This is a genomic window from Paenibacillus eucommiae, from assembly GCF_017874215.1.
Lineage (GTDB): Bacteria > Bacillota > Bacilli > Paenibacillales > NBRC-103111 > Paenibacillus_AI > Paenibacillus_AI eucommiae.
Genome location: NZ_JAGGLB010000016.1, coordinates 21,453 through 44,318, shown reverse-complemented (window position 1 = coordinate 44,318; position 22,866 = coordinate 21,453). Strand labels below are relative to the sequence as shown.

At 41.7% G+C, this 22,866-nt stretch carries 23 protein-coding genes; 9 read left to right on the top strand and 14 right to left on the bottom strand.

The window, feature by feature from the left end; all coding sequences use genetic code 11:
• Positions 1–13: 13 nt before the first annotated feature.
• Together J2Z66_RS21970 and J2Z66_RS21965 are read right to left on the bottom strand one after the other, a co-directional pair.
• A complete protein-coding gene (locus tag J2Z66_RS21970; protein ID WP_209974402.1) occupies positions 14–391 on the bottom strand; it encodes a hypothetical protein in 378 nt (125 codons plus the stop codon).
• 494 nt (positions 392–885) lie between these two features.
• Complete coding sequence (locus J2Z66_RS21965; RefSeq protein ID WP_209974400.1) at positions 886–1,038, bottom strand: DUF1540 domain-containing protein; 153 nt, start codon at positions 1,036–1,038, stop codon at positions 886–888.
• Positions 1,039–1,433: 395 nt separating this feature from the next.
• Here J2Z66_RS21965 and J2Z66_RS21960 point away from each other — a divergent pair, with 395 nt between their 5' ends.
• The 5 genes from J2Z66_RS21960 (at position 1,434) to J2Z66_RS21940 (ending at position 5,068) form a co-directional block, all read left to right on the top strand.
• Positions 1,434–1,601: a hypothetical protein gene (locus tag J2Z66_RS21960; protein ID WP_209974398.1), complete on the top strand. Its 168-nt coding sequence runs from the start codon at positions 1,434–1,436 to the stop codon at positions 1,599–1,601.
• A gap of 61 nt (positions 1,602–1,662) precedes the next feature.
• Positions 1,663–1,998 (top strand): PIN domain-containing protein, encoded by a 336-nt coding sequence (locus tag J2Z66_RS42850; RefSeq protein ID WP_312894703.1) that lies wholly within the window; start codon positions 1,663–1,665, stop codon positions 1,996–1,998.
• A gap of 133 nt (positions 1,999–2,131) precedes the next feature.
• A complete protein-coding gene (locus J2Z66_RS21950) occupies positions 2,132–2,818 on the top strand; it encodes a FadR/GntR family transcriptional regulator (protein ID WP_209974396.1) in 687 nt (228 codons plus the stop codon).
• A complete protein-coding gene (locus J2Z66_RS21945) occupies positions 2,819–4,030 on the top strand; it encodes a CynX/NimT family MFS transporter (RefSeq protein WP_209974394.1) in 1,212 nt (403 codons plus the stop codon).
• A 135-nt stretch (positions 4,031–4,165) separates the two neighbouring features.
• Positions 4,166–5,068: a hypothetical protein gene (locus J2Z66_RS21940; RefSeq protein ID WP_209974392.1), complete on the top strand. Its 903-nt coding sequence runs from the start codon at positions 4,166–4,168 to the stop codon at positions 5,066–5,068.
• Between the two features lie 34 nt (positions 5,069–5,102).
• Here the strand turns inward: J2Z66_RS21940 and J2Z66_RS21935 are convergent, their stop codons facing one another.
• On the bottom strand, positions 5,103–6,698 hold the full coding sequence (locus J2Z66_RS21935) for an alkaline phosphatase family protein (protein ID WP_209974390.1): 1,596 nt from the start codon (positions 6,696–6,698) through the stop codon (positions 5,103–5,105).
• Between the two features lie 142 nt (positions 6,699–6,840).
• On the opposite strand from J2Z66_RS21935, the gene J2Z66_RS21930 reads away from it, so the two are divergent.
• The gene (locus tag J2Z66_RS21930) at positions 6,841–7,563 is read left to right on the top strand and encodes a DUF421 domain-containing protein (RefSeq protein WP_209974388.1); all 723 of its coding nucleotides are present in this window, start codon (positions 6,841–6,843) and stop codon (positions 7,561–7,563) included.
• A gap of 12 nt (positions 7,564–7,575) precedes the next feature.
• On the opposite strand, the gene J2Z66_RS21925 is transcribed toward J2Z66_RS21930, so the two are convergent.
• Entirely contained in the window at positions 7,576–8,202 is a 627-nt protein-coding gene (locus J2Z66_RS21925) for a DUF6630 family protein (protein ID WP_209974386.1), read from the bottom strand.
• Positions 8,203–8,803: 601 nt separating this feature from the next.
• Between J2Z66_RS21925 and J2Z66_RS21920 the strand changes: the two genes are divergently transcribed.
• A complete protein-coding gene (locus J2Z66_RS21920) occupies positions 8,804–9,754 on the top strand; it encodes an ABC transporter substrate-binding protein (RefSeq protein WP_312894702.1) in 951 nt (316 codons plus the stop codon).
• A gap of 152 nt (positions 9,755–9,906) precedes the next feature.
• Positions 9,907–11,571 carry an AraC family transcriptional regulator gene (locus J2Z66_RS21915; RefSeq protein WP_209974382.1) on the top strand — a complete coding sequence of 555 codons (1,665 nt, stop codon included), beginning with the start codon at positions 9,907–9,909 and terminating at the stop codon, positions 11,569–11,571.
• A gap of 625 nt (positions 11,572–12,196) precedes the next feature.
• Here J2Z66_RS21915 and J2Z66_RS21910 read toward each other — a convergent pair.
• The 9 genes from J2Z66_RS21910 to J2Z66_RS21870 all read right to left on the bottom strand — a co-directional run bounded on the left by J2Z66_RS21910 (position 12,197) and on the right by J2Z66_RS21870 (position 21,567).
• Complete coding sequence (locus J2Z66_RS21910) at positions 12,197–12,676, bottom strand: hypothetical protein (protein WP_209974380.1); 480 nt, start codon at positions 12,674–12,676, stop codon at positions 12,197–12,199.
• Positions 12,677–13,195: 519 nt separating this feature from the next.
• Entirely contained in the window at positions 13,196–14,245 is a 1,050-nt protein-coding gene (locus tag J2Z66_RS21905; RefSeq protein ID WP_209974378.1) for an NAD(P)-dependent oxidoreductase, read from the bottom strand.
• Between the two features lie 60 nt (positions 14,246–14,305).
• Positions 14,306–15,238: a sugar phosphate isomerase/epimerase family protein gene (locus tag J2Z66_RS21900; RefSeq protein ID WP_209974376.1), complete on the bottom strand. Its 933-nt coding sequence runs from the start codon at positions 15,236–15,238 to the stop codon at positions 14,306–14,308.
• Complete coding sequence (locus tag J2Z66_RS21895) at positions 15,235–15,969, bottom strand: HAD hydrolase-like protein (RefSeq protein WP_209974374.1); 735 nt, start codon at positions 15,967–15,969, stop codon at positions 15,235–15,237. The genes J2Z66_RS21900 and J2Z66_RS21895 overlap by 4 nt, the downstream gene beginning before the upstream one ends.
• Positions 15,970–16,025: 56 nt before the next feature.
• Entirely contained in the window at positions 16,026–17,357 is a 1,332-nt protein-coding gene (locus J2Z66_RS21890; protein WP_312894698.1) for an ABC transporter substrate-binding protein, read from the bottom strand.
• 103 nt (positions 17,358–17,460) lie between these two features.
• Positions 17,461–18,297, bottom strand: a complete 837-nt coding sequence (locus tag J2Z66_RS21885) for a carbohydrate ABC transporter permease (RefSeq protein WP_312894715.1) — start codon at positions 18,295–18,297, stop codon at positions 17,461–17,463.
• Position 18,298: 1 nt separating this feature from the next.
• Positions 18,299–19,186: a carbohydrate ABC transporter permease gene (locus J2Z66_RS21880; protein ID WP_209974370.1), complete on the bottom strand. Its 888-nt coding sequence runs from the start codon at positions 19,184–19,186 to the stop codon at positions 18,299–18,301.
• Entirely contained in the window at positions 19,187–20,482 is a 1,296-nt protein-coding gene (locus tag J2Z66_RS21875; RefSeq protein WP_209974368.1) for an alkaline phosphatase family protein, read from the bottom strand.
• The gene (locus J2Z66_RS21870) at positions 20,479–21,567 is read right to left on the bottom strand and encodes an ABC transporter ATP-binding protein (protein WP_209974366.1); all 1,089 of its coding nucleotides are present in this window, start codon (positions 21,565–21,567) and stop codon (positions 20,479–20,481) included. Before J2Z66_RS21870 ends, J2Z66_RS21875 begins: the two co-directional genes overlap by 4 nt.
• A gap of 237 nt (positions 21,568–21,804) precedes the next feature.
• Here J2Z66_RS21870 and J2Z66_RS21865 point away from each other — a divergent pair, with 237 nt between their 5' ends.
• Positions 21,805–22,359 (top strand): GbsR/MarR family transcriptional regulator, encoded by a 555-nt coding sequence (locus J2Z66_RS21865; RefSeq protein WP_209974365.1) that lies wholly within the window; start codon positions 21,805–21,807, stop codon positions 22,357–22,359.
• Positions 22,360–22,574: 215 nt separating this feature from the next.
• Here the strand turns inward: J2Z66_RS21865 and J2Z66_RS21860 are convergent, their stop codons facing one another.
• Positions 22,575–22,760 carry a hypothetical protein gene (locus J2Z66_RS21860; RefSeq protein ID WP_209974363.1) on the bottom strand — a complete coding sequence of 62 codons (186 nt, stop codon included), beginning with the start codon at positions 22,758–22,760 and terminating at the stop codon, positions 22,575–22,577.
• Positions 22,761–22,866: the final 106 nt, after the last annotated feature.

Sequence of the window (22,866 nt, the reverse complement as noted above, 5' to 3'; positions counted from 1 at the left end):
CGCATGTATGCAATTAACCCCCAAGCCTGATTTTCCGATACGTGTCTATAAAAGATAGAACATCGACGGGTTTACCTCTTTTTTTCGCAACACGTGCCATCGTTACTAGTGTCTTCCAAAACTCATCAAGAACAGGAGATTCTATTTCAGAGGCACGTGCTTGTGCCTGAAGCTTGCTTTTATAAGCACTGCTTTCTTCCGAAAGCAAATACTGAATTTGGCGTTTCTTCCACTCTTCTCCGGATACGTAGCTGATACCAATTTCACGCATTTTTTTCCTTACCGACGTTACAGGCCGGCACATTTCATGGGCGATTACGGTAGGCGGACATTCCTTGGATAGTCGAATGAGTCTATCTAGCTCTTGTGTTGACCATGCTTTTTTTGTCACTTGAATCAACTCCATTCATCTCTTCTTTACACCCATTATTTTGCCTCGTCTTGTTGGATGAATTCGGGATAACTAAAGTCTACCAAGCAATTGTTAGAGAAGTATTAGATAAACATCAGCTTTGTATTAGATTAACACTCGGAATATCCTGGCGGACATGAGGGACCTTATTTGCCCTACATAGGGCTAAAACAGGAGAAAACATCCTCATTAACGGCTTCTGTGTCCGTAAGCATTTCAAATCATGTCATTTTGCCACAAATAGCGTCTGTGATGTCCGTAAGTATTTTGTTGAGAGTCAGTTTGAGTTTTATTGAGTTTCATCGAATTTGATGGGTTGAGGTAAGCACGCGGGCGATATAGATGCCAGTTCAATAAAGGGGTTAATTAGAGGTTAAAAATAATTACAAAAAAAAAGGCTTGATAATAATTATCATTCTTGCTACAATACAAAAAGAAAGAAGGAACCTTGGGAGTTCCTCCGATCGTAGTTCTTACTTCTCTTCAAAAGTTTTGCAATCCGTTTCAGCGGATTTGTGAGCGTCTTTATCGGAATTATTTACGATGTAGATCGAGCTTGCTGTACATTGGTTTTCATTAGCCCAGTGGCGGCATGAATTAACTTCGCACAATACGTCTTTAGCCATATTTGTCACCTCCATTCATGGGGGCTGCAACACAAAAGAATAGCTGCTTAACAAGGTGGTGCTTGTCAAAGCAAATTAGTCTCCTCTTCTAACGAAAGAGGTTTTTTGTGTTGGACGACCCTAGTCGTTCTATTAGCATATCAAACATTTGAGTGTTTGGCAACTTTTTCTATTTGCTCATAACATTAGGCGCCGATAAAAATATTACTCCCGATAAATGCGTGGCTAAAATGTAGTCAAGTGGTGGTCAGTACAGAACATGAAAAAACGTGCGGCGCTTCAACGCCAGTATCCAGTGGCTCCATTATCGGGTGTAATTACTTGTAAGTAAAGATCGAAGTGATTCGCAGGGATCATACGATTCAGAATCCTATTTTAAAAAGGAGTGCTTCTCCATGTCAATGGTTCGCAAACTCCATCCTCATATAGCAAAGGACTTAAGGGAGTTTTTATCTGAAAACAATATGTCCACCAAAAAGCTGGTCATCGATCTCGAGGCAGAAACCATTGAGGACTTTGATGATTACTCAGTCGATGATATCTTGAGTGTTGCAGTGATCTGAAACCTGGAGAAGCTCAAGAATTATTGGAGCACATACAAGAGTCTCGGGAGGGCTGGGGAAAGTGACCTACAACCACTCCGGCTACTTATTCGATTCTAACGTCGTCATTGCGATTTTGGACAATGATCATGCCGCTGTTAATTTAGTACGACAGGCCCAAGAAGAGAAACGACGGATATTCTTTTCAACGGTCACGGAGTGTGAAGTACTAAGCGGTATTAAACAAACCCTCTGCCATCCAGCAAAAAATCAAAGCAGCATGGAAAGAGTTGGCCAGGAGCTTAGACGGATTAGACGAGTCGTACACCAAGAAACAGCAAGAGCATGTCACCAACCAACAGTTGTTAAGCGTCCTTCAAAAGAAGCTGTCGAAAAAAGAAACACAGTGAGTGCTTAAATCGCGGCAAACGGCCAGATATCCTATCTGGCCGTTTTATTTATTTTCAGGGAGTAGAATTTCATGTACATAAATGAAATGATGTGGTATTTTATAAATAGAACCAATCATCCTACCTTTGGAGGTTTCAAATATGCTCACTAAAACTACTCGCCTCACTCTTGTTGATCAAGTTATTTTACAAATCGAGGCCTTGATTGAATCCGGTCAATGGCCGGTAGGCAAAAAGATACCCGCGGAACCGGAGCTTGTGGTAGAACTAAATGTTAGCCGAAATACGTTACGCGAAGGGGTAAAGGCCCTGTGTCATGCCGGCGTATTAACGACAAAACAGGGGGATGGAACCTACGTCTCCTCCAGCAGCACGCTGGGCGCAGCCATTCAACGGCGTATTCAAAAATCGAGCTTGCTGGATACGCTGGAAGTCCGAAATGCGCTTGAGCAAGAAGCAGCCAGGCTATCCGCTGAAAGACGGACGGAACAGGATTTGGAGAAACTCCGCTTTTATCAGCTGGAATGTAATTCTTTTGCTGCAAGCCTTGATATCGAGAAGTATGCGGCCGCTGATATGAAACTGCATCAGACTATCGTGGAATCGACCGGCAACCCCATGCTCATCGAGCTGTATGCGCATATTACTGAGGCAATCCAGGAATCCATAATGATTTATTTAAGAAAAAAATTTTCTGCAGTTCTTCCCCAAAACGCGCATCATCCACTCGTGGACGCTATTGTCGCCCAAGATGCAGCAGCAGCAGCTAGAATCGTGCAGCAGTTTATGGAACAAATAAAAAGAGATATAGAGATGGAGGAAATCTAAGTGCAGACCTCACAACTTAAATCGGATACCAAATCGACTTCAGCTTCTAAAAGCTGGCTGCTCGTGCTAGGTATTATTTTGATCGCAGCAAATTTACGTGCTCCTTTAACTTCAGTTGGTCCGCTCATTGGAACCATTCGGGATGACCTAGGTATTTCGAATACTTTAGCTGGCTTTATGACCACGCTGCCGTTACTGGCATTTGCCCTGCTTTCACCTATAGCACCTAAATTGGCTCGCCGTTTCGGTACTTCATCCGTTCTTTTCGGATCGTTGGTCCTTCTTTTAATAGGAATGGCAATACGCTCTTCTTGGGGCATCGGTACTCTGCTGATCGGAACAATCATTCTCGGCCTGGCGATTTCAATTTGTAATGTACTAATGCCGAGCTTTATCAAAGAAAAGTATCCTTTAAAAATTGGAATGATGATCGGCGTTTACTCGGTTGCCATGAATTTATGCGGAGCGGTTGCATCCGGAGTCAGCGTGCCGTTGGCAAATCAAGCTGGTTTGGGGTGGAATGGAGCACTTGGCATATGGAGCCTGCTAGCCTTAGCGGCACTATTCTGGTGGATCCCTCAATTAAGCCGTACACAGCAGCAAAAAGCGAAAACATCAGCTCTGAACGAGCATCGAACCAATTTGTGGAAGTCCTCACTCGCCTGGCAGGTTACACTATTCATGGGCTTGCAGTCCATGCTTTTTTATGTAGTCGTTTCTTGGCTTCCCGATATTCTGAAAAGTCAGGGAATGAGCTCCGATTCAGCAGGTTGGACGCTATCCTTCATGCAGCTGGCAATACTCCCCATCACTTTTCTAGTACCCATTCTAGCAGGAAGAATGAAAAATCAGGTAGCTCTTATGCTCCTGACAGCCGCATTTTTCTTTATTGGCATTGGGGGGCTACTTTCAGGCAATCATACACTAGTCCTTCTCTGGTCTGTATTAATCGGTGTTGGCTCGGGCTGTTCGTTTAGCCTGGCTATGATGTTTTTCGGGCTTCGTACTACAAATGCTCACGATGCAGCTGAATTATCCGGAATGTCACAGTCTGTCGGTTACCTGCTGGCAGCTTTAGGACCCACTCTTTTCGGTTATTTGCATGATGCTACGAACGGATGGAAGGTTCCGCTTATTGTACTGCTTATCATATCCATATTGATGCTGATTTTTGGTTTAGCTTCGAGCCGGGATCGAATTATCGAAGCATAATGTACCCACCTACGATTACAGAAAGAATCCTATGTAAAGATTTAGGAATAATTGACATAGCAGCACTTCCTTTTAAAAAAAATCTACCAAATAGTGTATAATAAACGTAGCCTATTTAAGAGAGGAGCAAGATTCATGTCGAACAAGGCTGCAACTCAAGTATTACTGGAGCGATTAACTGAAACAAACGGTTTTTCTGTTAGAAATAGCAGCGAAAAAGATGCTTATTGGTACACATCAGGAAAGCCTGGTCCGTTCTATATAAACACTGAGAACATTGCTGGAGAACATGCGGCAGAGGTGATTTTAGAGAACATAACCAATCTTTTAAAGGATAATCTTTCAAGGGAGCACCAAGCGGGAGCCATTCTCGATATTATCAATCAAGCTGTTGACGCTGATCAAGCGTACAATGCTTCCATCGATGCCCTTTTGGACTATTACAAGTTAAATAACACCTACAAACCCACTATCATTTCTGGCGGCGAAAGAAGAGATTGGTTCTTTTCGATACCCATTGCTAAAAAGCTCCAAGTCCCTCATCTCTTCTTATTTAAATCCGGGGATTATCACATTACTGATCATGAAGGAAAATCCATAGAACTTGAGCTGCGAGACATGAGTGCCCTCCACGTGGCCGATATTATTAATCTAGCAAGCAGTTATTTAAAAAGATGGATACCCATGCTGCAAAATCTCGGCGTAGCGTTCACTGAAACGCTTTCTGTTGCTGTTCGAAGTCAAGAAGGTATCGACAATCTACGCAAAAATAATGTTTCCGTAATCTCACCTTTAATTGTCGATAGACCCTTGTTCACAGAGGCTTATAACCTCGATCTCATCAATGAATTTGCTTTTAACGAAATCGGACAGTTCTACGATTCTCCTAAAGACTGGACCCGACATTTTCTTGCTGAAAACAACATAGAATACAGCCAAGCTTTGAATTTGGATACTGCAAAGAAAGATCGCATTGAATTTTTTAAAAGTAGCGATCCTTATCACTTGAAGAGTGAATTCCCTCTTTTTTTCGCTTAACAAGTACATGATTTGTTCATTTGTTTCATTTGTTTCATTTGCCCATTAATAATTGGAGAAAAAATGATTTTAAATCCACGATGCGCAAAAATTGCGGTTTAAGATCCGTGCCGGAAATGATTAGCGGAATTAGCGATTCAGCTTGATGAAGAGATCCGTGGCCTCCGCCGCCTTTGTGCGTCGGAGAGCTTCTATCTGTCAATTCATATCCTGGCTTCGCAGTGACTACCAGAAATTCTCCAGGGTGAGAATTCAAGGCTCCGGTTAACCGCTGCAAAGCATCAGGGTATTGGCCGTAATCCAATGTGTGATTCGCTCGGTTTACTTTTAAATCCAACACCTCAACTTCCGATTCAACCAGCCATTTTTGTTGATAAGGGTCCATTAACTCTCCGTTTGCTTTATATTTTAGCTCTTTGGCTGTTTCTCCTTGCACTACGTAGGTCCATTCCTTTTCTTTCCATGATATAAAATCGATACGTGGGTCCATTATTAATAAACTAGCCATACTTCTTAGGGATAGATCTGTTTTATGTTTATATACATAAGCCATAGTTTCATTTACAGCAAGAATAATTTCTGTTTCTGGAGTTACCTCTTCATCTGGCTGCAATACATTGTAATCCTTAAATAAAGACGGCAGGTCAATAACCGGATTCTCATTTGCAGGCTTGATCTGGGCCATTCCACTATCTCCCGCGATGACAAAAATCACTTGGTTCAAAGCCTCTTCTGCCGAACCAAATGATTGCAATATAGATAAAAGCTGCCTGTCCATTTTTTTGATTCCCTTTGAATCGGAAGGTCCTTTTTTATGAAGTTCTTTATCCAAATCAGGCAAATAAACATATAAAAAATCAGGCAATTTATTTTCTTTTATCAAATATAGGAGCGTTTCTGTGGAATACTGATTATTTATCCCCATTCGGCTAGTAAGACCGTCATTAAGATTTCTGATGTCTGCAAGTGGATTGGACAATGAGCCCAAAGATAATAAATCCGGCCCTTTTACTTGGATCTCTTTTGGCAGCGAAGTAGGAACTTCAATCCAAGCGGGAATGGAGAGCTTATGGTTAGTTTCTCCCCTATACATCAAGCCATTAATAGAACCCGATTTGAAACCAAGTCTTGCCAGCTCCTCATAAATCGTAGGTAATTGTTGATTTAAATGGCTGCCGTTCAAATTGATTAAAGCATCAACCAATACAGATCCCACTCCATGTCTAAACACTTCGGTAGGTCCGGTTCCATAATTGATGACTTTCTTTTCATCCGCAGAATACCAAGTGAGACCTGGCACACGATGATCATTCGGATAGGCCCCAGTGATCAATGAACTATCGATCGTTACAGACATTGTAGGAAAAGAACTGACCATATCCTTGTAATAGTGCCCATGTTCAATTAAAAATTGAAAAGCAGGAAGCTCTTTTCGATCGATGCCTTTATCAATCGCTTGAGCCATTAAAGAATCAATCATCAAAAAGATAATTTTCTTTGTATGTTCACCTCTGATGGATTTAATTTGTATTAAATCTTGTTCTTCAGGTTTAGCTTCTGGATTTTGGCAAGCAAAGGTCATGATAAGCAGTAGGATCATCAGCAAAAACCGGCTCCATTTTTGACGCATGCTCTTCCCCATCCTCGAAATATGTATCGTTTTCCTAAAGATGTCCTATTGTATACGATTTTATGTATTTGGGTATAGAGATTGGAAAATAAGGGGAGCTTATTTTTATTACTTCAGGATTTTTGGGGAGGGGCTGAATGTTTTGGATTTTTTCGCAAGCAAAGAATCGTTGACAACTATTGAATGGATCTTAAGAGGGATTGTTAGTTTTATTTTTTTACTCCTTACAGCTAAATTGATGGGTCAACGTTCCATTTCTCAATTAAGGTTTCTCGATTTCATTATTGCTCTGACCCTTGGCAATATTATTGCTCACCCACTTTCAGATGAAGAATTGGGATTAAAAGGATCTATGATCACCACCATTGTTCTGATTCTGTTATATGTTACAGTGACGTGGCTGAGCCTGAAGTGGCCATTTCTCAAAAGATACCTGGATCCACCGCCAATCACGCTCGTTAAAGACGGACTTATTCAATTCCATAACCTATCGAAAGCAAGAATCTCAATTGATTTTTTATTTTCTGAGCTTAGAAAAGAAAAAGTAGAGGATATACAAAAAGTATCCCTTGCAATCTGGGAGCCCGGTGGAACCATATCCGTGTTCATGGATACTCCATACCAACCGGTTACTCCCGCAGACATGAAATTAGAGACCCAACCATTTACGATCTCAAGACCAATCATTATTGATGGCACAATCGATCTGTCACTTCTTCAGGAAATTGGAAAAGATCTTGAATGGCTTCATGCAAAGATAGCATTTACTCCTGCGAATATCCGTGATGTGATCCTAGCGACCGTTACCGAAAATGAAAACGTGCAGGTCTATGCCGAAACAAAGAAGAAGAGATCTCCCTCTTGATTAGCGGCTGAGTTAAATAGGGTCTATCGTAACTTTTACCAGCGCATCGCCCATATCATCGAACAATGGCTTTCCACATTCGCACTGTTCATTTTGGGGAGAAGGACTTCCCATAGGGAGCTGCCAAATCGATTGACTTCCACAATCCGGACAATCTACTATATAGAGCACCTCTCCTGTACTATGTTCTAAAGAAGTGAAATTCCAAAAATCGCTTTTTAGCTTTCTCAGCTTTTTGGCACTATCCGATGTAGACAAAGCAATGTAATAAGCATCGTGACCTAATTGAATCAGACTGATAGAAAACCCTTGTTTTTTCAATACCTTTTCAAAGTGTTTTATACTAAAAGCTACAGCATCCCCCCGCTCAAAATCCTCCTGCTTCTCAATCTCTATGTAGACTTCTTCTTGATTCATCACAAATTTTTTGTTGCTTAATTGATCCAATCTGGACTGCAGGAACGTACCGATTTTATACTTTTCAGCTTCACCCGACCAGTCAACCATTAATATTAAGCTTTTATTGATCAAATACGTTAACAGTTCACTACCCTCAGCTTTAGAATAATCAAATTCGGACTGCATAAGGCTTAATTCCTGTGTCGAAAGCAGCTTTTCCAACATTATTTTATTGTTCATCATCTTACCTCCAATTACTATTAAAATTAACATTACTTTTCTTCCAGCTTACTTACATGTCAATTATCTAACAACCTCCAAACTGCAGCCCAAAAAAAACGTTCCAATTTTCAAACCTAACGATTCTTATTTATTTCATGCCATACTATATAGTATACAATGTTCTAATAATGATTGATAATTTCATTATCTCCTGAGTCTTCTTCACCTTCAGATTCGATTTCTAGGAGCCCTAATATTTGGGGTGGTTGTTCAGACAATATATTTTCCTCCATAATTATTTATTAGCGGCTATTCACAAAGATATGGTGCCGCGTGGGACAAAAAAAGCTCTTAAGGAGAATTGCTAGTTCATTTGGGTTAGGTAATTACTTCCAATCAAATGCACTTGAACCTTCCAATTCTATATCTCTGGTGAAAATCATTGAAAACAATGCATTAACTGAGTATTGCCATAAGAACATCATATCCTGGCTATTGACATTTATCCAAATAATCATTGCGTTTTTTTTTCATTGTTTCCCCTTTTCGCACAAGCTATAATAATGCAATGAATGATAATCATTTTCATTTAAAAGCGAGAAGGAAAGGGGTAACAAGTGTGAAGAGACATCACGGAAAGCGAATTATGCTATGGGGAGGGATTTTCCTCCTGTTGTTACTATTATCGGCATGCAGTAATTCTGGAGACAACGCATCTGATGTGCAGGTAGAGGAAAGTAAGAAAACAATTCAATATACAACGATCACAGGTGAACAGATTGAAATACCTGCACATCCACAACATGTCGTTTATTTGGGTGATAAGCTTGGCGATTTCTTGGCGATGGATATTCCGGTTATTGGCAATAACCTTGTCCATGCTTCTGGTAGATTCTATGAGGGTAAAACGGAAGGAATAGTTGATGTTGGAAATCCTGGTGACTTAGAGTTGATTATGAACTTAGAACCCGATTTGATTATTAATACTTACAGTCAGGATACAAACCGAAATGAGGCATTGTCGAAAATTGCTCCTACTGTTCCCTTCAACTCAGCGCTTCCTTATAGAGAACGTGTAACTGAGATTGGAAATATCTTTGGCAAACAGGAAGAGGCAGCTCAATGGATTGCTAAATTTGAAGCACAGTCGCAAGAAATGTGGGATAAGCTTCAATTGGCAGAAGGGGAAACAGCAACAGTTTTCTTACAGTTAGGTAAAACGTTATATGTTATGGGCAATCGTTCACTTGGTGCCATTATTTATCAAGAGCAAGGCTTTGCCATCCCACCCGCTGTAAAGAAGAATATTATTGATGAAGGGCTCACTTTCGCTACGGTTTCAGAAGAACTGCTTCCTGAGTATGCTGGTGATCATTTGTTTGTACTTATACTCGATAATGATGAAAGTCAAACAGAAGCTGATCGAGTACTACAAAGCCCACTATGGGGGACTCTGCATGCCGTTAAAAAGGGAAATGTTTACATCGCCTCTGCCAAGTGGAATACAGATGGCTTGTTAGCTTTGGATCAATTGCTTAAAGAGCTGCCTCAATGGATGCAACGGCCATAAGAAATTGTATCTGCTCATAAGTTCTTTAAACTGTTACTTTTCCAAAAAAGATGCCTACTCGAACTATTAAAGCTGAGCTATGTTTGATAGCATGTCATTATATGTTATATTAATGATAATGATAATCATTTTTATTAGTTGGAGAGTTGCTTATGAATCTAGCTTCCCTGTATATTAGGCTACAACACTATGATAGGTTTCAAATTGACCAGATGACGCCAGCGATCAGCGATAATGAGGGAATGAATTACAATGAAACGAATTTATGTACATTATTAATAGCTCTCAGTCATGGCATACGGCTGTATATAGACAAAATTGCAATCGATCTGCGACAAGGGAGCTGCATTATAGTTTTACCTGTACAACGGTACAACGTGGAAGCAAGCAACGGGGAAGTACAGCTTGCGCGTTTTACCTTTGAAACCTTTGACGTAGAAGGAATGTCCATGAATCCGGTTGCTCATCCCCCCTTGCTTAGTGGTTGTCCCTATAATCTGTTATTTTCTCGAGTCAAGCAAGTATTAGGAAATGAAGCAGAGATGAGAAAACAGTTTTGCTTCTCTCTTTCCGCATCAGAAATGGCTATTATGCAAGGTAGACTTCAGCATATTCTAGGTATGATGGCCCAGTTAGATGAGCAAGCGTCCCATTTGCAGAACGAAGAAAAGATAAAAATGATACAACATACTGTACATTATATGGAACAGCATTATTATGAGGACTTGACAGTAGAGCATCTAGCTAACATGGTCGGAATGGTCAGATGGCAATATAGTCAGCAGTTTAAAACATTGACCGGCAGAAAGCCAACTGATTATTTGATGCATTTACGTATAAAACATGCAAAGAAACTTCTTTGCAATTCCATCGAGCCATTGAGCAAAATATCTCGACAAATTGGGTTCAAGGATGAATACTATTTCAGCAGGTGCTTTCGTAAATTAACTGGAAACACTCCGCGTGAATATGCCAATATCCATCTACATACTCAGAAAAGAACTGTTATCGATTCGCTTGGCCGAAAGGTTCATGTTCCTAAAGATACATCACGTATTGTCGCTGCTGGCACAAACACACTTGGAGAATTACTAGTTTTAGGCATATCCCCTATAGGAGCGGCCATCTCTATAATGAAGGAACAAGTGATTTATCGTAATAAGCTGCGGAATATTCATAATATCGGTTACTGTGCAGAGCCGGATAAAATAGCACAACTGCAGCCTGAGTTATTATTACTTGGTAATTATCGTTCACAAGATTTGCCAGAATTGGATGCGATCGCTCCCGCTGTTGTACTAAACAATAAGCTTAATCTATTTGAGCGGTTACGCTATTTCGCTAAACTATTTGAACGTAGTAAAGCGGCGGAGAAGTGGATTACTAGATATGAGGACAAAGTTAGACTGGTGCGTAGGCAATTAGAACATGCTTATGTTGCTGGGGAGACGGCTACTGTTTATCTCAAGCTAGGTGCTAAAGTTTATATTATGGGCCAAAGTGGGCTTGCAGCCACCTTGTATGAAACACTTGGCTTTCGTCCCTCTGCCAGAGTGATGAACCTAATCGAGCAAAGGAAAGAATGGATAGAAATTCAGCAGCATCAATTAAATCACTATGCTGGAGATCGCAACTTTATCTTGGCTCCTCCCCTAGAATTACAAACAGTTGCTCACTGTCCACAGATCGCGGCTATAGCCGAGTTAACTCCCGGTAAAATTCATTATATGGATGCTACATGGAATTATGAAGATCCCATCACACGTGGACGGTTGTTAGAGATGCTGCCGTATATTTTTAAGAGGAAAACTATGTGATTAGAGTTTGTGATGTATAGTTCAGCAAAATTAGTAAACCGTTTCTGTGAGATGAACATCATCACTCTAGTCATTCCCATGGTTACACGCGCAATGTCTAAGGGACTATCCGTGATCGGTATGATCACCGATATGAAGCAGCGCTATATTCTCGGTGACAAACGTCTGTCACTAAAGAAATTGTACGCAACCTTACCAAAATCCAAAAAAGAGGATGTCCTTGGTTTTGTTATCGTACGCACTGCTTGTGGTATGCCGATCAAGTTGGTCTTCGTGCAAAATCGCCTATCTTTTTTCATAGATTCGCATTCCTCAATCTAACGGTCACCGCTGACCTTTAAAGGCTGATTTTTCCATATTCACGATGCTAATGGACATCCGCGGCCATTAGCAGGCGGTTTCCCCCCCAATCGCCCCCTTTTCAGCCTGTAAGGGTCATCCGTGACCGTTACAATCTCATTTCGCTGCATTTCCGCTTCTAACGGACTGAAGTGACCATTAGCGCACGTCGTGTTACCCTCGCCGATATGAAAATAGCTGTGATAAATACCGGGCAGCTATAAAGCTGGTATTTTCGTAGCTTTTAACCGCCATCGATGTTAGCTTGACTGTCAAGCTCTGATGATTAGGTTGAGCCAAATAATCTTATAAAAAAAGACTTAATCTTTCTTAAGTCATAAAACGCCTTACCAGGGAGGCTCCTGATCTCAACGTTTCCGTATCTCAACAAAAAATGTTTATAGTTATCATGGTAGAATTGTTTAATTTGTAGGATACATTCATCTTTAGAAAGTTGTAACGCTGTGTTGTCCGGTTTTAACGGTTGGATTGAACCCACTTGATCATTGATAACCTGAATCTTAGTAAAGCATTGTTCCAAACCTTTTTCAAACCAAGAAAAACATCCCTCAATAGTGATTTCTCCTATGGATTCACTATTCTCCTCTATCCTCATTATGAATAATTCTTCAAGCAGGTAGTCTCGCTTTTTCATTTTGACATAAAGTCCAGCTTCAATAAACTTCTGAATTAGATCAGCTTTATTTGTCGGGAAATGCTCATCCTCTTTTGGACGCAATCTCACAAAATAACTTTCCATTCCCATTTGCTCAATAATCATCTCCAAAATAACAATTTATCAAAAAAACTATGCGTTAGTAATTTTTCTGACTTTCAAGTAAAAAAGATGTTCTATTAAATTCTTTTCTATAGTTTGAAACTTCATGTTTCCAGAATCGCTTCGAGTTCCATTGCTTATTATTCAGTAAATTCAAAGGGAAGTTGTGGATATCGACAAGACGATAGACCTTATCATTTTGGCGCTTTTTCAATAATTGAAGAATTTCTTCAACTATTTCATGTATTACAGAAAGGTATTTCTCTATCTCAGCGTAGTAGAAATCATATACGAAGTCTTCACGATATCATGATGTCTTGTTATTTTAATCACTACCTGTGTTTCATTTTATGATTACATAATCTGGACATCCAGTTCCTCGATTTCCCAATTACCACCAATTATATCATCCCGATTGCTTCCATAACACTATTTTGGTTTAACAATCTCAATGAAAAGCACAAAAAGAAGACGATCTATAAGACCATCCACTTTTGTGTACCTATTTTAGTTCAATTGATTCAAATTGTTCTTTGGCGTTTCATTATTTTTGACTCTTACAATGTTGTCTACAAAGAAACGATACCTCGTTTCATGAAACTTCATTCCATCAGGCATTCCGGCTGTATGAGGCGTCAGGATCACATTATCCAGCGACCTTAGCTCACTGTTCAGGCTTAATGGCTCCTCTGTGAACACATCAAGACAAGCTCCGCCGATGATATTATGCTTCAAAGCCTCAATCAAATCCTCTTCACATACGATAGGTCCTCTTGCCGTATTTACCAGCAGGGCATTGGTTTTCATTTTACTCAAAAATGTCCGGTCCACTAAATTTCTAGTAGACTCATCAAGAAAAATATTAATAGTCACAACATCGGAATTCGCCAGAAGCGTGTCCAGATTTACCCATTCAACACTATCCCTTGGGAGAGCTGGGGGTTGAACGGATGTTTGAGCTGCGTCTAAAGCTGGGTCTAAAGCTGGGTTTTCAGCTAGGCTTTGAGCTAGGCTTTTACCGGGAGTTTGATCCAGATTTTGAGCCATTTTTTTGTCATACGCCAGCACTTTCATCTTAAAAGCCTGAGCCAGCTCACCAACTCTGGATCCAATCGCACCATAACCTATGGTCCCAATGGTTCGCCCAGACAGCTCGCCACCCGTGTACGACAGCCTGGTTTCATCCCCTTTATTCTTCATAAAACGGTCCAAATACGAAATGTTCTTATAATAGCTCAATATGAACGCCATAATGTGCTCGGCTACTGCGTTCGCATTAACGCCAGCCGCGTTGCTTACCCAGATGCCTCTTCGCGTACATGCCTCGATATCCACATTGTCAAAACCCGCTCCGGTTTGAACGAATTTCAAACTCCGGGCTTGATCCAATAACGTATCGTTAACTTCGATATGCTCCGGGATCAACACTTCCGCATCCCCAATGTAGGCTTCAATCCGATGCGGCTCAACAATATGAATAGGCCAATCATTTGGAAACGACTGTATAACTTGCTGCTTGGAATGATCGTTAAAATAACCTGTAATTAATACATTCATGTATAGCACATTCCCCTCTTAACTCTTAACTTTCATAAGTTTCATAAGTCTCTTAACTGTTTATGCGTTGGCCCAAGCTTCAAAAAACGTCCGTTTAAGATTAGCAATAACCAGCTTAGGAGATTCTTGCTCCAGACAGCCTACTTCAAAGGTAATGACAGGCTTTCTAGTCGGCTTCGGACTCGTAAAAAATCCGATTTCCTTCAAAGTAGTAATGAATGCTGTAAGCTCTGCAACGCCAACCTCCGAATCCTTCACTCCGAACGGGATATGCTTATCGCCAAAATAAGGAGCTTGTCTATCTTTCATATAACAATTGCCGACATGAATATGAGTTAAATAATCTTTGGCCAGCCATAGTGACTTGCGCGGATCCTCTTCCATAAGAGGAAGGTGGCTTTGGTCGAGCAGCAGCCCGAAATTACTGTACTCACTTTGAATCGTTCTTGCTGCTTGAACCGCCTCACGGGTAGGGCCCAGCAAATAGTGGCGATCCAGATGGCGATCTCCGATTTCCAAGCTGATACAAAGCTCATAAGATTCGGCTTTAGTTTTCGCATACTTGCAAAGCTCCATTGTTGAAGCTATAAAAGCTTCTAAGCTGCGCCGCTTGTTTTCTTCCCCTTCGAATTTGCCGGTGACGATGTGCATGATTTTGGCATCCATTTCATAGCAATGGTCAATCAGCATCAAGCACTGCTGCACGGACTTTCGCCTTACATCCGGATCCAACGAACTCAAATTAATGTCTAGCTCCCGAAAAGCATCTCCACCGTTGAAAAGGATTTCCACACAGCTATACTGCATATACTTCTTGGCTAGTGCTCTTGTTGCCTGATCAGCAATATAGGAGACTTCTACAGCCGTAAAGAAAGGATCCTCCAGAATCGATAGCAAACTTGTGATCATCTGCTCCGGCTTACTTTGCGGAAAAGGAAACAGCTTAGGCAGTACAATCCCTATGCCCGCTGTTTTTTCAAGCTGCTGCATCATACAATTTTGCCAGTCATAATAAGCTCCGGCAGCTCTTTCACGGTATCAATTACATGTGTATGCCAGTACTTGCCCCACACTTGAATGGGAGTAGAGCCTTGGGTTACACCAATTACCGCGCGGCAGCCCGCATTGTAGCCCTCCAGCATATCCGCAGGCGTATCCCCAATTTTGATCACCTGTCTTACGTTTTGAACATTCAAGTACTCCATCGCTTTGAAAAGCATGAACGGTGCCGGGCGCCCTTTTCCCTCCGGAACCATGTCCAGATCTACCGCATAATCAATCAGACCATTTTTCAGCCAGCCTAACGATTCCATAATGACGCTGTTGATTTCTTTATGAAATCCTGTGCCCGTAGCTACCTTAATTCCATTGTCCTTGCACCATCTCAAGGTTTCAGTAGCGCCTTCGATTTCACGGCAGTTCTCTTTATAGTAAGCAATCATATACTCCGTGTACTTCTCATATAGTTGGACGGCCTCACTATGCGTGGAATCATCAATCTCAATCTCAAAATTTTTAAAGTCAATGATATTCCCTCTTGTTTTGGCTATCAAGAATTGATATAAATGAATTTTGTTCGTGCCCATATGCGTGCTGATCTCATCTCTCGTCACATCTAACCCGTACTCAGCAGCCGCTTGATAAAGGCAATCTCTGACTCCGTTATTATCCTCTACCAGTGTTCCCGCCAAATCAAAAACTGCTAATTGTATGTTATGGTTCATCGAAAAAACTCTCCTTCTATACTCGTTATTTATACTCTTTATCTATACTCAACTCGTTATTTTTGATTCAGAACTTTATCCAGCTCATTCTGCGCTTTTTTCTTAGCTTCTTTCAGCACTTCTGCTGCAGGTTTGTTGCCAATGAGCACTTCGTCCTTCGCTAGTTCGATCTCAGCATAGATTTTGCCGCCTGTCGGATCGACATAGGGTGCAATGCCATTCGTTTTTGCTTGCTCCAGGGGAACCGATAAATAAGGGTTTTCTTTCAATTTGTTTTGATAGATTTCGGTATTCACAGCACTGTCCCGAATCGGAATATAGCCTGTTTCCACAGCCCAGTAAGCCGTTTGCTCGGCTTCAGAGAAGTACTTCACAAATTCCCATGCACCCTCCTGCTGCTCTTTCGGAGAATCCTTGAACAGGTTGAACATAACAGAAACGGCTACAGGTCTTGGTTTGCTTCCATGAAGTCCTTTCTGCATCCCGGTTGCTACTTTGGTGAAATCCAAATCCCCGCCATCGCCAGAAGAGCCTGTGTAACCAGCCGACTTCCCATTCATCACGCCATCGATCGTTTTGTACCACCATTCCCAGCCATTCCCGCCATATACGGTATTCATGGTCTTGTCCTCATGAATCCATTTGCGAATACTGTCCCAAGCATAGATCCATTCCTCCGAGTCAATCGTAATCGTCTTGCCATCTTCACTGGCAATATCTCCACCAGCAGAACGGGCGTAATCGATCATATGCTCCGCATACCACATAATGCTCCAGCCGTTAATGCCTTCTTTTTCTTTAATAGTCTTGGCCGCATCAGCTAATTGCTCGAAGCTTTCCAGCGCATTGTAATCAATATTGTATTTATCAAAAATATCTTTCCGATAGTACATCATCTGTGTCGATACAAATGACGGAACACCTAAAACTGCGTTATTGTAATTGCCCTGATCCAGCAAAAGAATATCGTCTTTGTTATACTCTGGCTGGTTGATATATGCATCCAGGGGCAGCAGCACCTCATTTTTGGCCAGCTTCGTAAACTCAGGGTAGCCATTGATCGCTAAAGCTGGCGGTTTATTTGCCGCAAGTGAGGCCTGCAGCTTCTGTAGCGTCTCGCTGTAGTTTCCTTGAATAACCGGTACAACTTCATACTTTGTACTGCTGCTGTTGAAATCTTGAATAATTTTACTCATCGTATCTCCAAGCTTGCCGCCCAATCCATAATAGAATTCGAGCTTCACCTTATCTTTGTTATCCGCTGTTGGCTTTGAGCCCGTTTCCTTCTCCGCGGAACTGCTGCTGGAACAGCCGGCTGCTATACAAATAAATACCAGACACATGACCAACAACATTGCTTTCTTCATATTCAAACTTTGATTTCTCACCTTTGTTTCCTCCCGATAATTAGCTATTTTGGTTGTACCTTCAGTACTGCAGTTCTGCTGCTAGGTTTAATCTCTGGCATACAGCTAAATGCACATCACCACCTTATTTGTTGACATAGAGATTAGCCATCGAATGGATAATCTTTTTACTGGAAACTGCCAGTAGAATAAACATGGGCAGCAGTGACACCGCACAAGCAGCCATTGCCAGTGGAAAGTCCATTCCATAGCCGGCCTGACTCATGAACAATCTGCGTAAGCCAATCGTGACGAACATATTCTCTTCCGATTTGATTAGCAAGGAAGGCCACATATAATTGTTGTAGCTATAGATAAAAGTAATTAATACCAAGGAAGCAATTGCGTTTTTGGAATAGGGAATATAGACCGTGAAAATAAGCCTTAAGTGTCCTGCTCCATCCAATTTGGCCGCATGCACCACTTCTTTGGGCATTTGTACGAACGCTTGCCGTAAGAAAAATATCGCAAAAATGCTGATCGCTTCACTAAAAATATAGCCTAAGTGCGTATCCAGCAGATCCGCTTTAGATAATACAATAAAAGAGGGAATGTAGGTGATCGCTGCAGGCAGCATATACGTTGCCAATATAAGCACGAAGCAAAATTGCACCCATTTCTTCTTAATTGCTGCGAATACATAAGCCGCTAAAATCGCGGAAACAATTTGAAATACAATGATGATCACACTGACATAAATACTGTTCCACAAATACAAAAGCATTTTAGTTTCTGTAAAAACTCTAAAATAGTTCTCAAAATGAAATGTGGAGGGAAATATACTCCCGCTATACAGCTTGTCTTTTGCTTTAACAGAAGTCATGAACATCCAAATATAAGGGAACACCATCATTACGCTTAACAACGTTAAAGCCGCATAATGGATGCCTGTTTTCAATCTTGCCCAGTACAAAGCCTCCACCTCATTTTTGAAACAAATATTTCGATACAACGTAATTGAGTCCACTAATCAAAAGGCAAATCACAAGAAAGATCACCGCAAGCGCCGATGCCGGTCCAGTCTCATACCATTCAAAAGCCATCACGTAAAAATAATACAAAATGGTTGAAGTTGCACCCGAAGGACCGCCTTGCGTCAAAATATAAATCTGATCATAGGCTTTGAGCGAATCCAGCGTGAACAAAATAAATAAGAATACAAGCATGGGCGAGATCGCCGGCAGCGTTATTTTCAGCAGCTTCCTTAACCCTTTGCCGCCATCCAAATCATTCGCTTTCTCCACTTCCGGATCTAATTTGGCTAAAGCAGAGGCAAGCAGCAGTACAGCCAGCCCCATGTATTGCCATGTGGTGACAATAATGACAACGATCATAGAGGTCGTTTGTCCGCCCAGCCATGCAACTGGCTCAAGCCCGATTCCCCGCAGCAAGGTATTTACAATGCCGGAATCTCCATCAAATATGCTCACCCATACCATAGACACCACAATCGTTGGCGTAATCCATGAGGAGAAGATCGCGGCAACAAAGAAATTGCGCAGCACTTTAATTTTGTTAAGCAAAGCAGCTATAAACAGCCCTATAACAATCGGCGGAACCACTGTGAAGAAGGTGAATACCAGCGTATTTATCAATACTTTCCTAAAAAATGAATCGTCCAAAAAGTTCTGATAGTTCTCCAAATTCACATATTGATACGTGGGTGAAATATAGTTCCAGTCCGTAAAGCTAATATGCAAAGTCCTGACCATCGGATAAATCCAAAAAATAAGCAGCGGGATAAGTGTCGGCAGCAGCAGTCCCAGCGCCCACAGGTTGTCTTTTACATTTCTGCTCATTAACCTGTTCATTTACTCGTGCTCCTTAATCGTGTCGCTAATCAAGCTTTGAATCTCCCTGCCTTTGCAGTGGTGTGGGATCTGAAACACCTTGGCTATCGTAGGCGCAATGTTCACCAGATGGGACTGCTCAATAATTTGACCTTGCTTGATCCGGTCCCCAATGCCTAGCATAAATCCATTCATTTCTTCGACCTGGTCAGGATGGTAACCGTGCAAGCTTTTCATCGCCTCGTATTGCGGCTGCTCCGGAGCCAGGATATCTTCACCGCATATCGTATGCTTCAAATCCAGGATACCAACTGGTCTGAATGCTGATCCAGATCCAGGCCAAGTTCCAAACCCAGATCCTGATCCTGATCCAGATTCAAGCCCAGACCCAGACCCAGACTCAGATCCAAATCCAGGCTCAGACCCAAATCCAAGCCCAGACTCAGCCCCGCTCCCGCTCCCTAATTCATAGAAATGATTCACTTGCTCCCAACGATTGAAATAACTCATAATTTCCTGGTTCTCCTGCTGCGTCAGCCTGCTGTAGAATAATAGGGATCCGCTCCCGTCACCGATGAATCGAATTTGCTTGTTAAGTAAATGTTCGCGCCAGCGGCTCTGCGCCAAAATCTCATTTGGATAAAAAAACGACTGCACATCGCTCTGACCATGATCGGAAAAAATAAACAAATTAAACGCCTGCTGCGATTTGCTTAGCGTGTCATAGATGTGATGAATATGTCCGATCAAGCTTTCCGCGCAATGGATCGCCTCCATCGAATCCTTGCCATATTGATGCGACAGAGCATCATATCCTACGAACCTTGCAGCAATAAAATCATATGACCCGCTCTCTATGGCTTGAATCGTCTCATGTAGTGCTACAGTGTCCAGATCGGCTGCAGAGCCGGCTTGCTCAATCTTCTTTTTACTGCTTGATTCCGCAACCAGATAATGAATATAGGGATTGCCCGTCGTTAACGGCCAGTGAATGCAGCTGCTCTTCAAATCGTGCATAGCCAGCGAGTAGAACAAGGTCTGTCTATGCAACGCTTCATTGCAAAGCAACTCATGATCGCCATATAGGGCTATCCTTTCTATCGTTGCAGCATTTGCCACATCGGCCACCACATTATCAAAGATGAGATGCTGATCATGACTGTTGCCTGTTATCGCTGTCGCATGAGCATTGAATGTAACTGATGGAAATGTTGTGATCATTTTTTTGCAATACGAAAAACCAAGATCAATGAAAGACTGCGACCAGCGTTCAAAGCTCTTATAACTTAAACCGTCTAACGAGATGAGAACATTCATTGCGGGCTCCTTAGATTTCTTTGTGTATGTTGGTCAAATAAAATGACATGCTTCGATGTAAGTGCTACGTTCAACCTCTGCCCTTTTGCGTACGTTTGATCAAAGCTTTTTTTAACGATAAAATGGAGCTCCTTATAAGATAAATGCAGCAGCACATCGGTACCGATGATTTCAGTAAATAGAACGTTCATTGATAGTGCATCGGTAGAGTCCTCTGTAATGGAGCAATGCTCGGGTCTAATTCCAGCTACGATCTGAGGAGGATGCTCCATCATTTCTACAGGCAAATTCGCTTCCAGCAGCACCCCATCTATATCCACATAAACTCGCCCATCACGCTCAACCAGAGCAGCGTCCAAATAATTAATGGGAGGGGAGCTGATGAAATTAGCTACAAACATATCCACGGGACTTTCAATAATCTCCATCGGTGTTCCGATCTGCCTGAACCTTCCTTCCGCCATAATGGCGATTCGATCCCCAAGCGTAACGGCCTCCACTTGATCGTGGGTGACATAAATAAAGGTAGAATCTAAGCGTTCGTGCAGTTTTTTAATTTCTATTCTCATTTCATTTCTCAGCTTTGCATCGAGATTGGATAATGGCTCGTCCATCAGGAAAACCTTCGGCTCTTTCACAATGGCTCTGCCGATCGCAACCCGCTGCTTTTGTCCGCCTGACAATTGACTTGGGAGCCTTTTTAATAACGGGTTGATTTGCAAAATATCGGCTGCCGCTTGAATCCGCTTCTCTCGTTCAATCTTCTTTACCTTTTTTATTTTCAGGCCATAAGCCATATTCTCATATACCGTCATATGAGGATATAGCGCATAATTTTGAAAAACCATAGCTACTTCCCGATCCTTCGGCTCAAGCTCATTTACACACACATCTCCGATGTATACTTCCCCCTGCGTAATATCCTCGATGCCAGCAATCATCCTCAGCAAGGTAGACTTTCCACATCCCGAAGGTCCGAGCAGCACGAGAAACTCTTTGTCTTTGATGTCCAAGCTGATATTTTCTAAAGTGTGTTTTTCATTCGTATATTGTTTTGATAATGACCTCAACGAAATACTCGACATCGTGAACCCTCCATCCCTGCTATCTTCAAAGTTAAGCTTCAATTGTTAAGTTTCCATTTTTTTGTTCAATTTTTTTTGAAAGTTTGATAATATTAGCGTATAAGAACTCGAAATCACCATTCGTACAAAAAATATTGTACATTAAATGTAATCCTCAACTGTTAACGCATGATTAACCCCATTTTAATTTCTTGTAAATCGAACGAGATCCAGGATGTAAATAGAAGGAGTGGCTACATGAAACCAATCGTATCGAATGCCGAGGAGTTAGAAGTTCCTCGCCGAAGTGAATTGCGTGCCCAAATTATCGAAGCCATCGCACAAACCATGGATCTATATGGAGCCAATCATTCCTTCGGCAAGCTGTATGGAATTATGTTTTTCGAGGAAAAACCGATGACACTGGAAGACATGAAGGACTACATGAACATGAGCAAAAGCAATATGAGCTACGCGGTCCGCTCCTTGCTGGATGCCAGAATGGTCACCAAACTGGAGGAAAAGAAAGATCGGAAGGACCAGTATGTGGCGGAGACCGACTTCTTCCTGACGTTCCGCAACTTCTTCACCATGAAGCTGCAGCGGGAGACCGACGTCATGCTCACCGCAATCAATGAAGTCATTCCCCAGCTTTCGGAAATCGTACTTGCCGAAGAAACCACAGATGCTGAAAGACAAGAATGCCTTCGTGATCTGCACAAGCTGCGCCACGGCGTCACCTATTATACTTGGCTTCAACAGTTTGTGAACCGGCTGAAGGACGGCGAGTTTCTGGATCCAGAGAACACATAAACACATAGCGATGATGAACAGCCGTGACAAATAGCCGTGACCTGTGACAAATAGCCGTGACCTGTGACAATTCACAGCAAAAACAATCTGTAACAAAAACAATACGTAACAAATAAGGCTGTCCCGTTGGTCGCTAAAAAGTGACGTTGGAACAGCCTTTTTTGATTTTTTACTTTCATTAAAGCGATAATTTCCGTAGCCGCGGCGGCACCTATTTATGAATACAGAATTCCTTCTCTTTCTAGTAACTCATATTCTTTAATTAATCTTTCCATTCCTATTAACTTTTTCGGAGTATAGCCTGAGAATTGAAGACCTAAAACAACATTTTGTAGTACCTTTTTCCACTCTGATCTAAAGCTCTGTTTGGGAATGATGATCTCTCCACTACTTGCAAGCAATTGTTCTGTTCCTCCTTCCATTAAAAACTAATTCTGCCACTTCATCTTCACTCAACCTGTTTTCATACCCATCAAAATAATAATATTCACAACTCTGATATTTGTT

Coding starts and splice junctions, on each gene's coding strand:
- J2Z66_RS21900 (WP_209974376.1), bottom strand. CDS start 15,238: ATGATGCAGCAGCTTGAAAAAACAGCGGGCATAGGGATTGTACTGCCT.
- J2Z66_RS21950 (WP_209974396.1), top strand. CDS start 2,132: ATGCTCACTAAAACTACTCGCCTCACTCTTGTTGATCAAGTTATTTTA.
- J2Z66_RS21880 (WP_209974370.1), bottom strand. CDS start 19,186: ATGAACAGGTTAATGAGCAGAAATGTAAAAGACAACCTGTGGGCGCTG.
- J2Z66_RS21965 (WP_209974400.1), bottom strand. CDS start 1,038: ATGGCTAAAGACGTATTGTGCGAAGTTAATTCATGCCGCCACTGGGCT.
- J2Z66_RS21905 (WP_209974378.1), bottom strand. CDS start 14,245: ATGAATGTATTAATTACAGGTTATTTTAACGATCATTCCAAGCAGCAA.
- J2Z66_RS21895 (WP_209974374.1), bottom strand. CDS start 15,969: ATGAACCATAACATACAATTAGCAGTTTTTGATTTGGCGGGAACACTG.
- J2Z66_RS21865 (WP_209974365.1), top strand. CDS start 21,805: ATGAAACCAATCGTATCGAATGCCGAGGAGTTAGAAGTTCCTCGCCGA.
- J2Z66_RS21960 (WP_209974398.1), top strand. CDS start 1,434: ATGTCAATGGTTCGCAAACTCCATCCTCATATAGCAAAGGACTTAAGG.
- J2Z66_RS21935 (WP_209974390.1), bottom strand. CDS start 6,698: ATGCGTCAAAAATGGAGCCGGTTTTTGCTGATGATCCTACTGCTTATC.
- J2Z66_RS21940 (WP_209974392.1), top strand. CDS start 4,166: ATGTCGAACAAGGCTGCAACTCAAGTATTACTGGAGCGATTAACTGAA.
- J2Z66_RS21870 (WP_209974366.1), bottom strand. CDS start 21,567: ATGTCGAGTATTTCGTTGAGGTCATTATCAAAACAATATACGAATGAA.
- J2Z66_RS21875 (WP_209974368.1), bottom strand. CDS start 20,482: ATGAATGTTCTCATCTCGTTAGACGGTTTAAGTTATAAGAGCTTTGAA.
- J2Z66_RS21925 (WP_209974386.1), bottom strand. CDS start 8,202: ATGAACAATAAAATAATGTTGGAAAAGCTGCTTTCGACACAGGAATTA.
- J2Z66_RS21910 (WP_209974380.1), bottom strand. CDS start 12,676: ATGGGAATGGAAAGTTATTTTGTGAGATTGCGTCCAAAAGAGGATGAG.
- J2Z66_RS21915 (WP_209974382.1), top strand. CDS start 9,907: ATGAATCTAGCTTCCCTGTATATTAGGCTACAACACTATGATAGGTTT.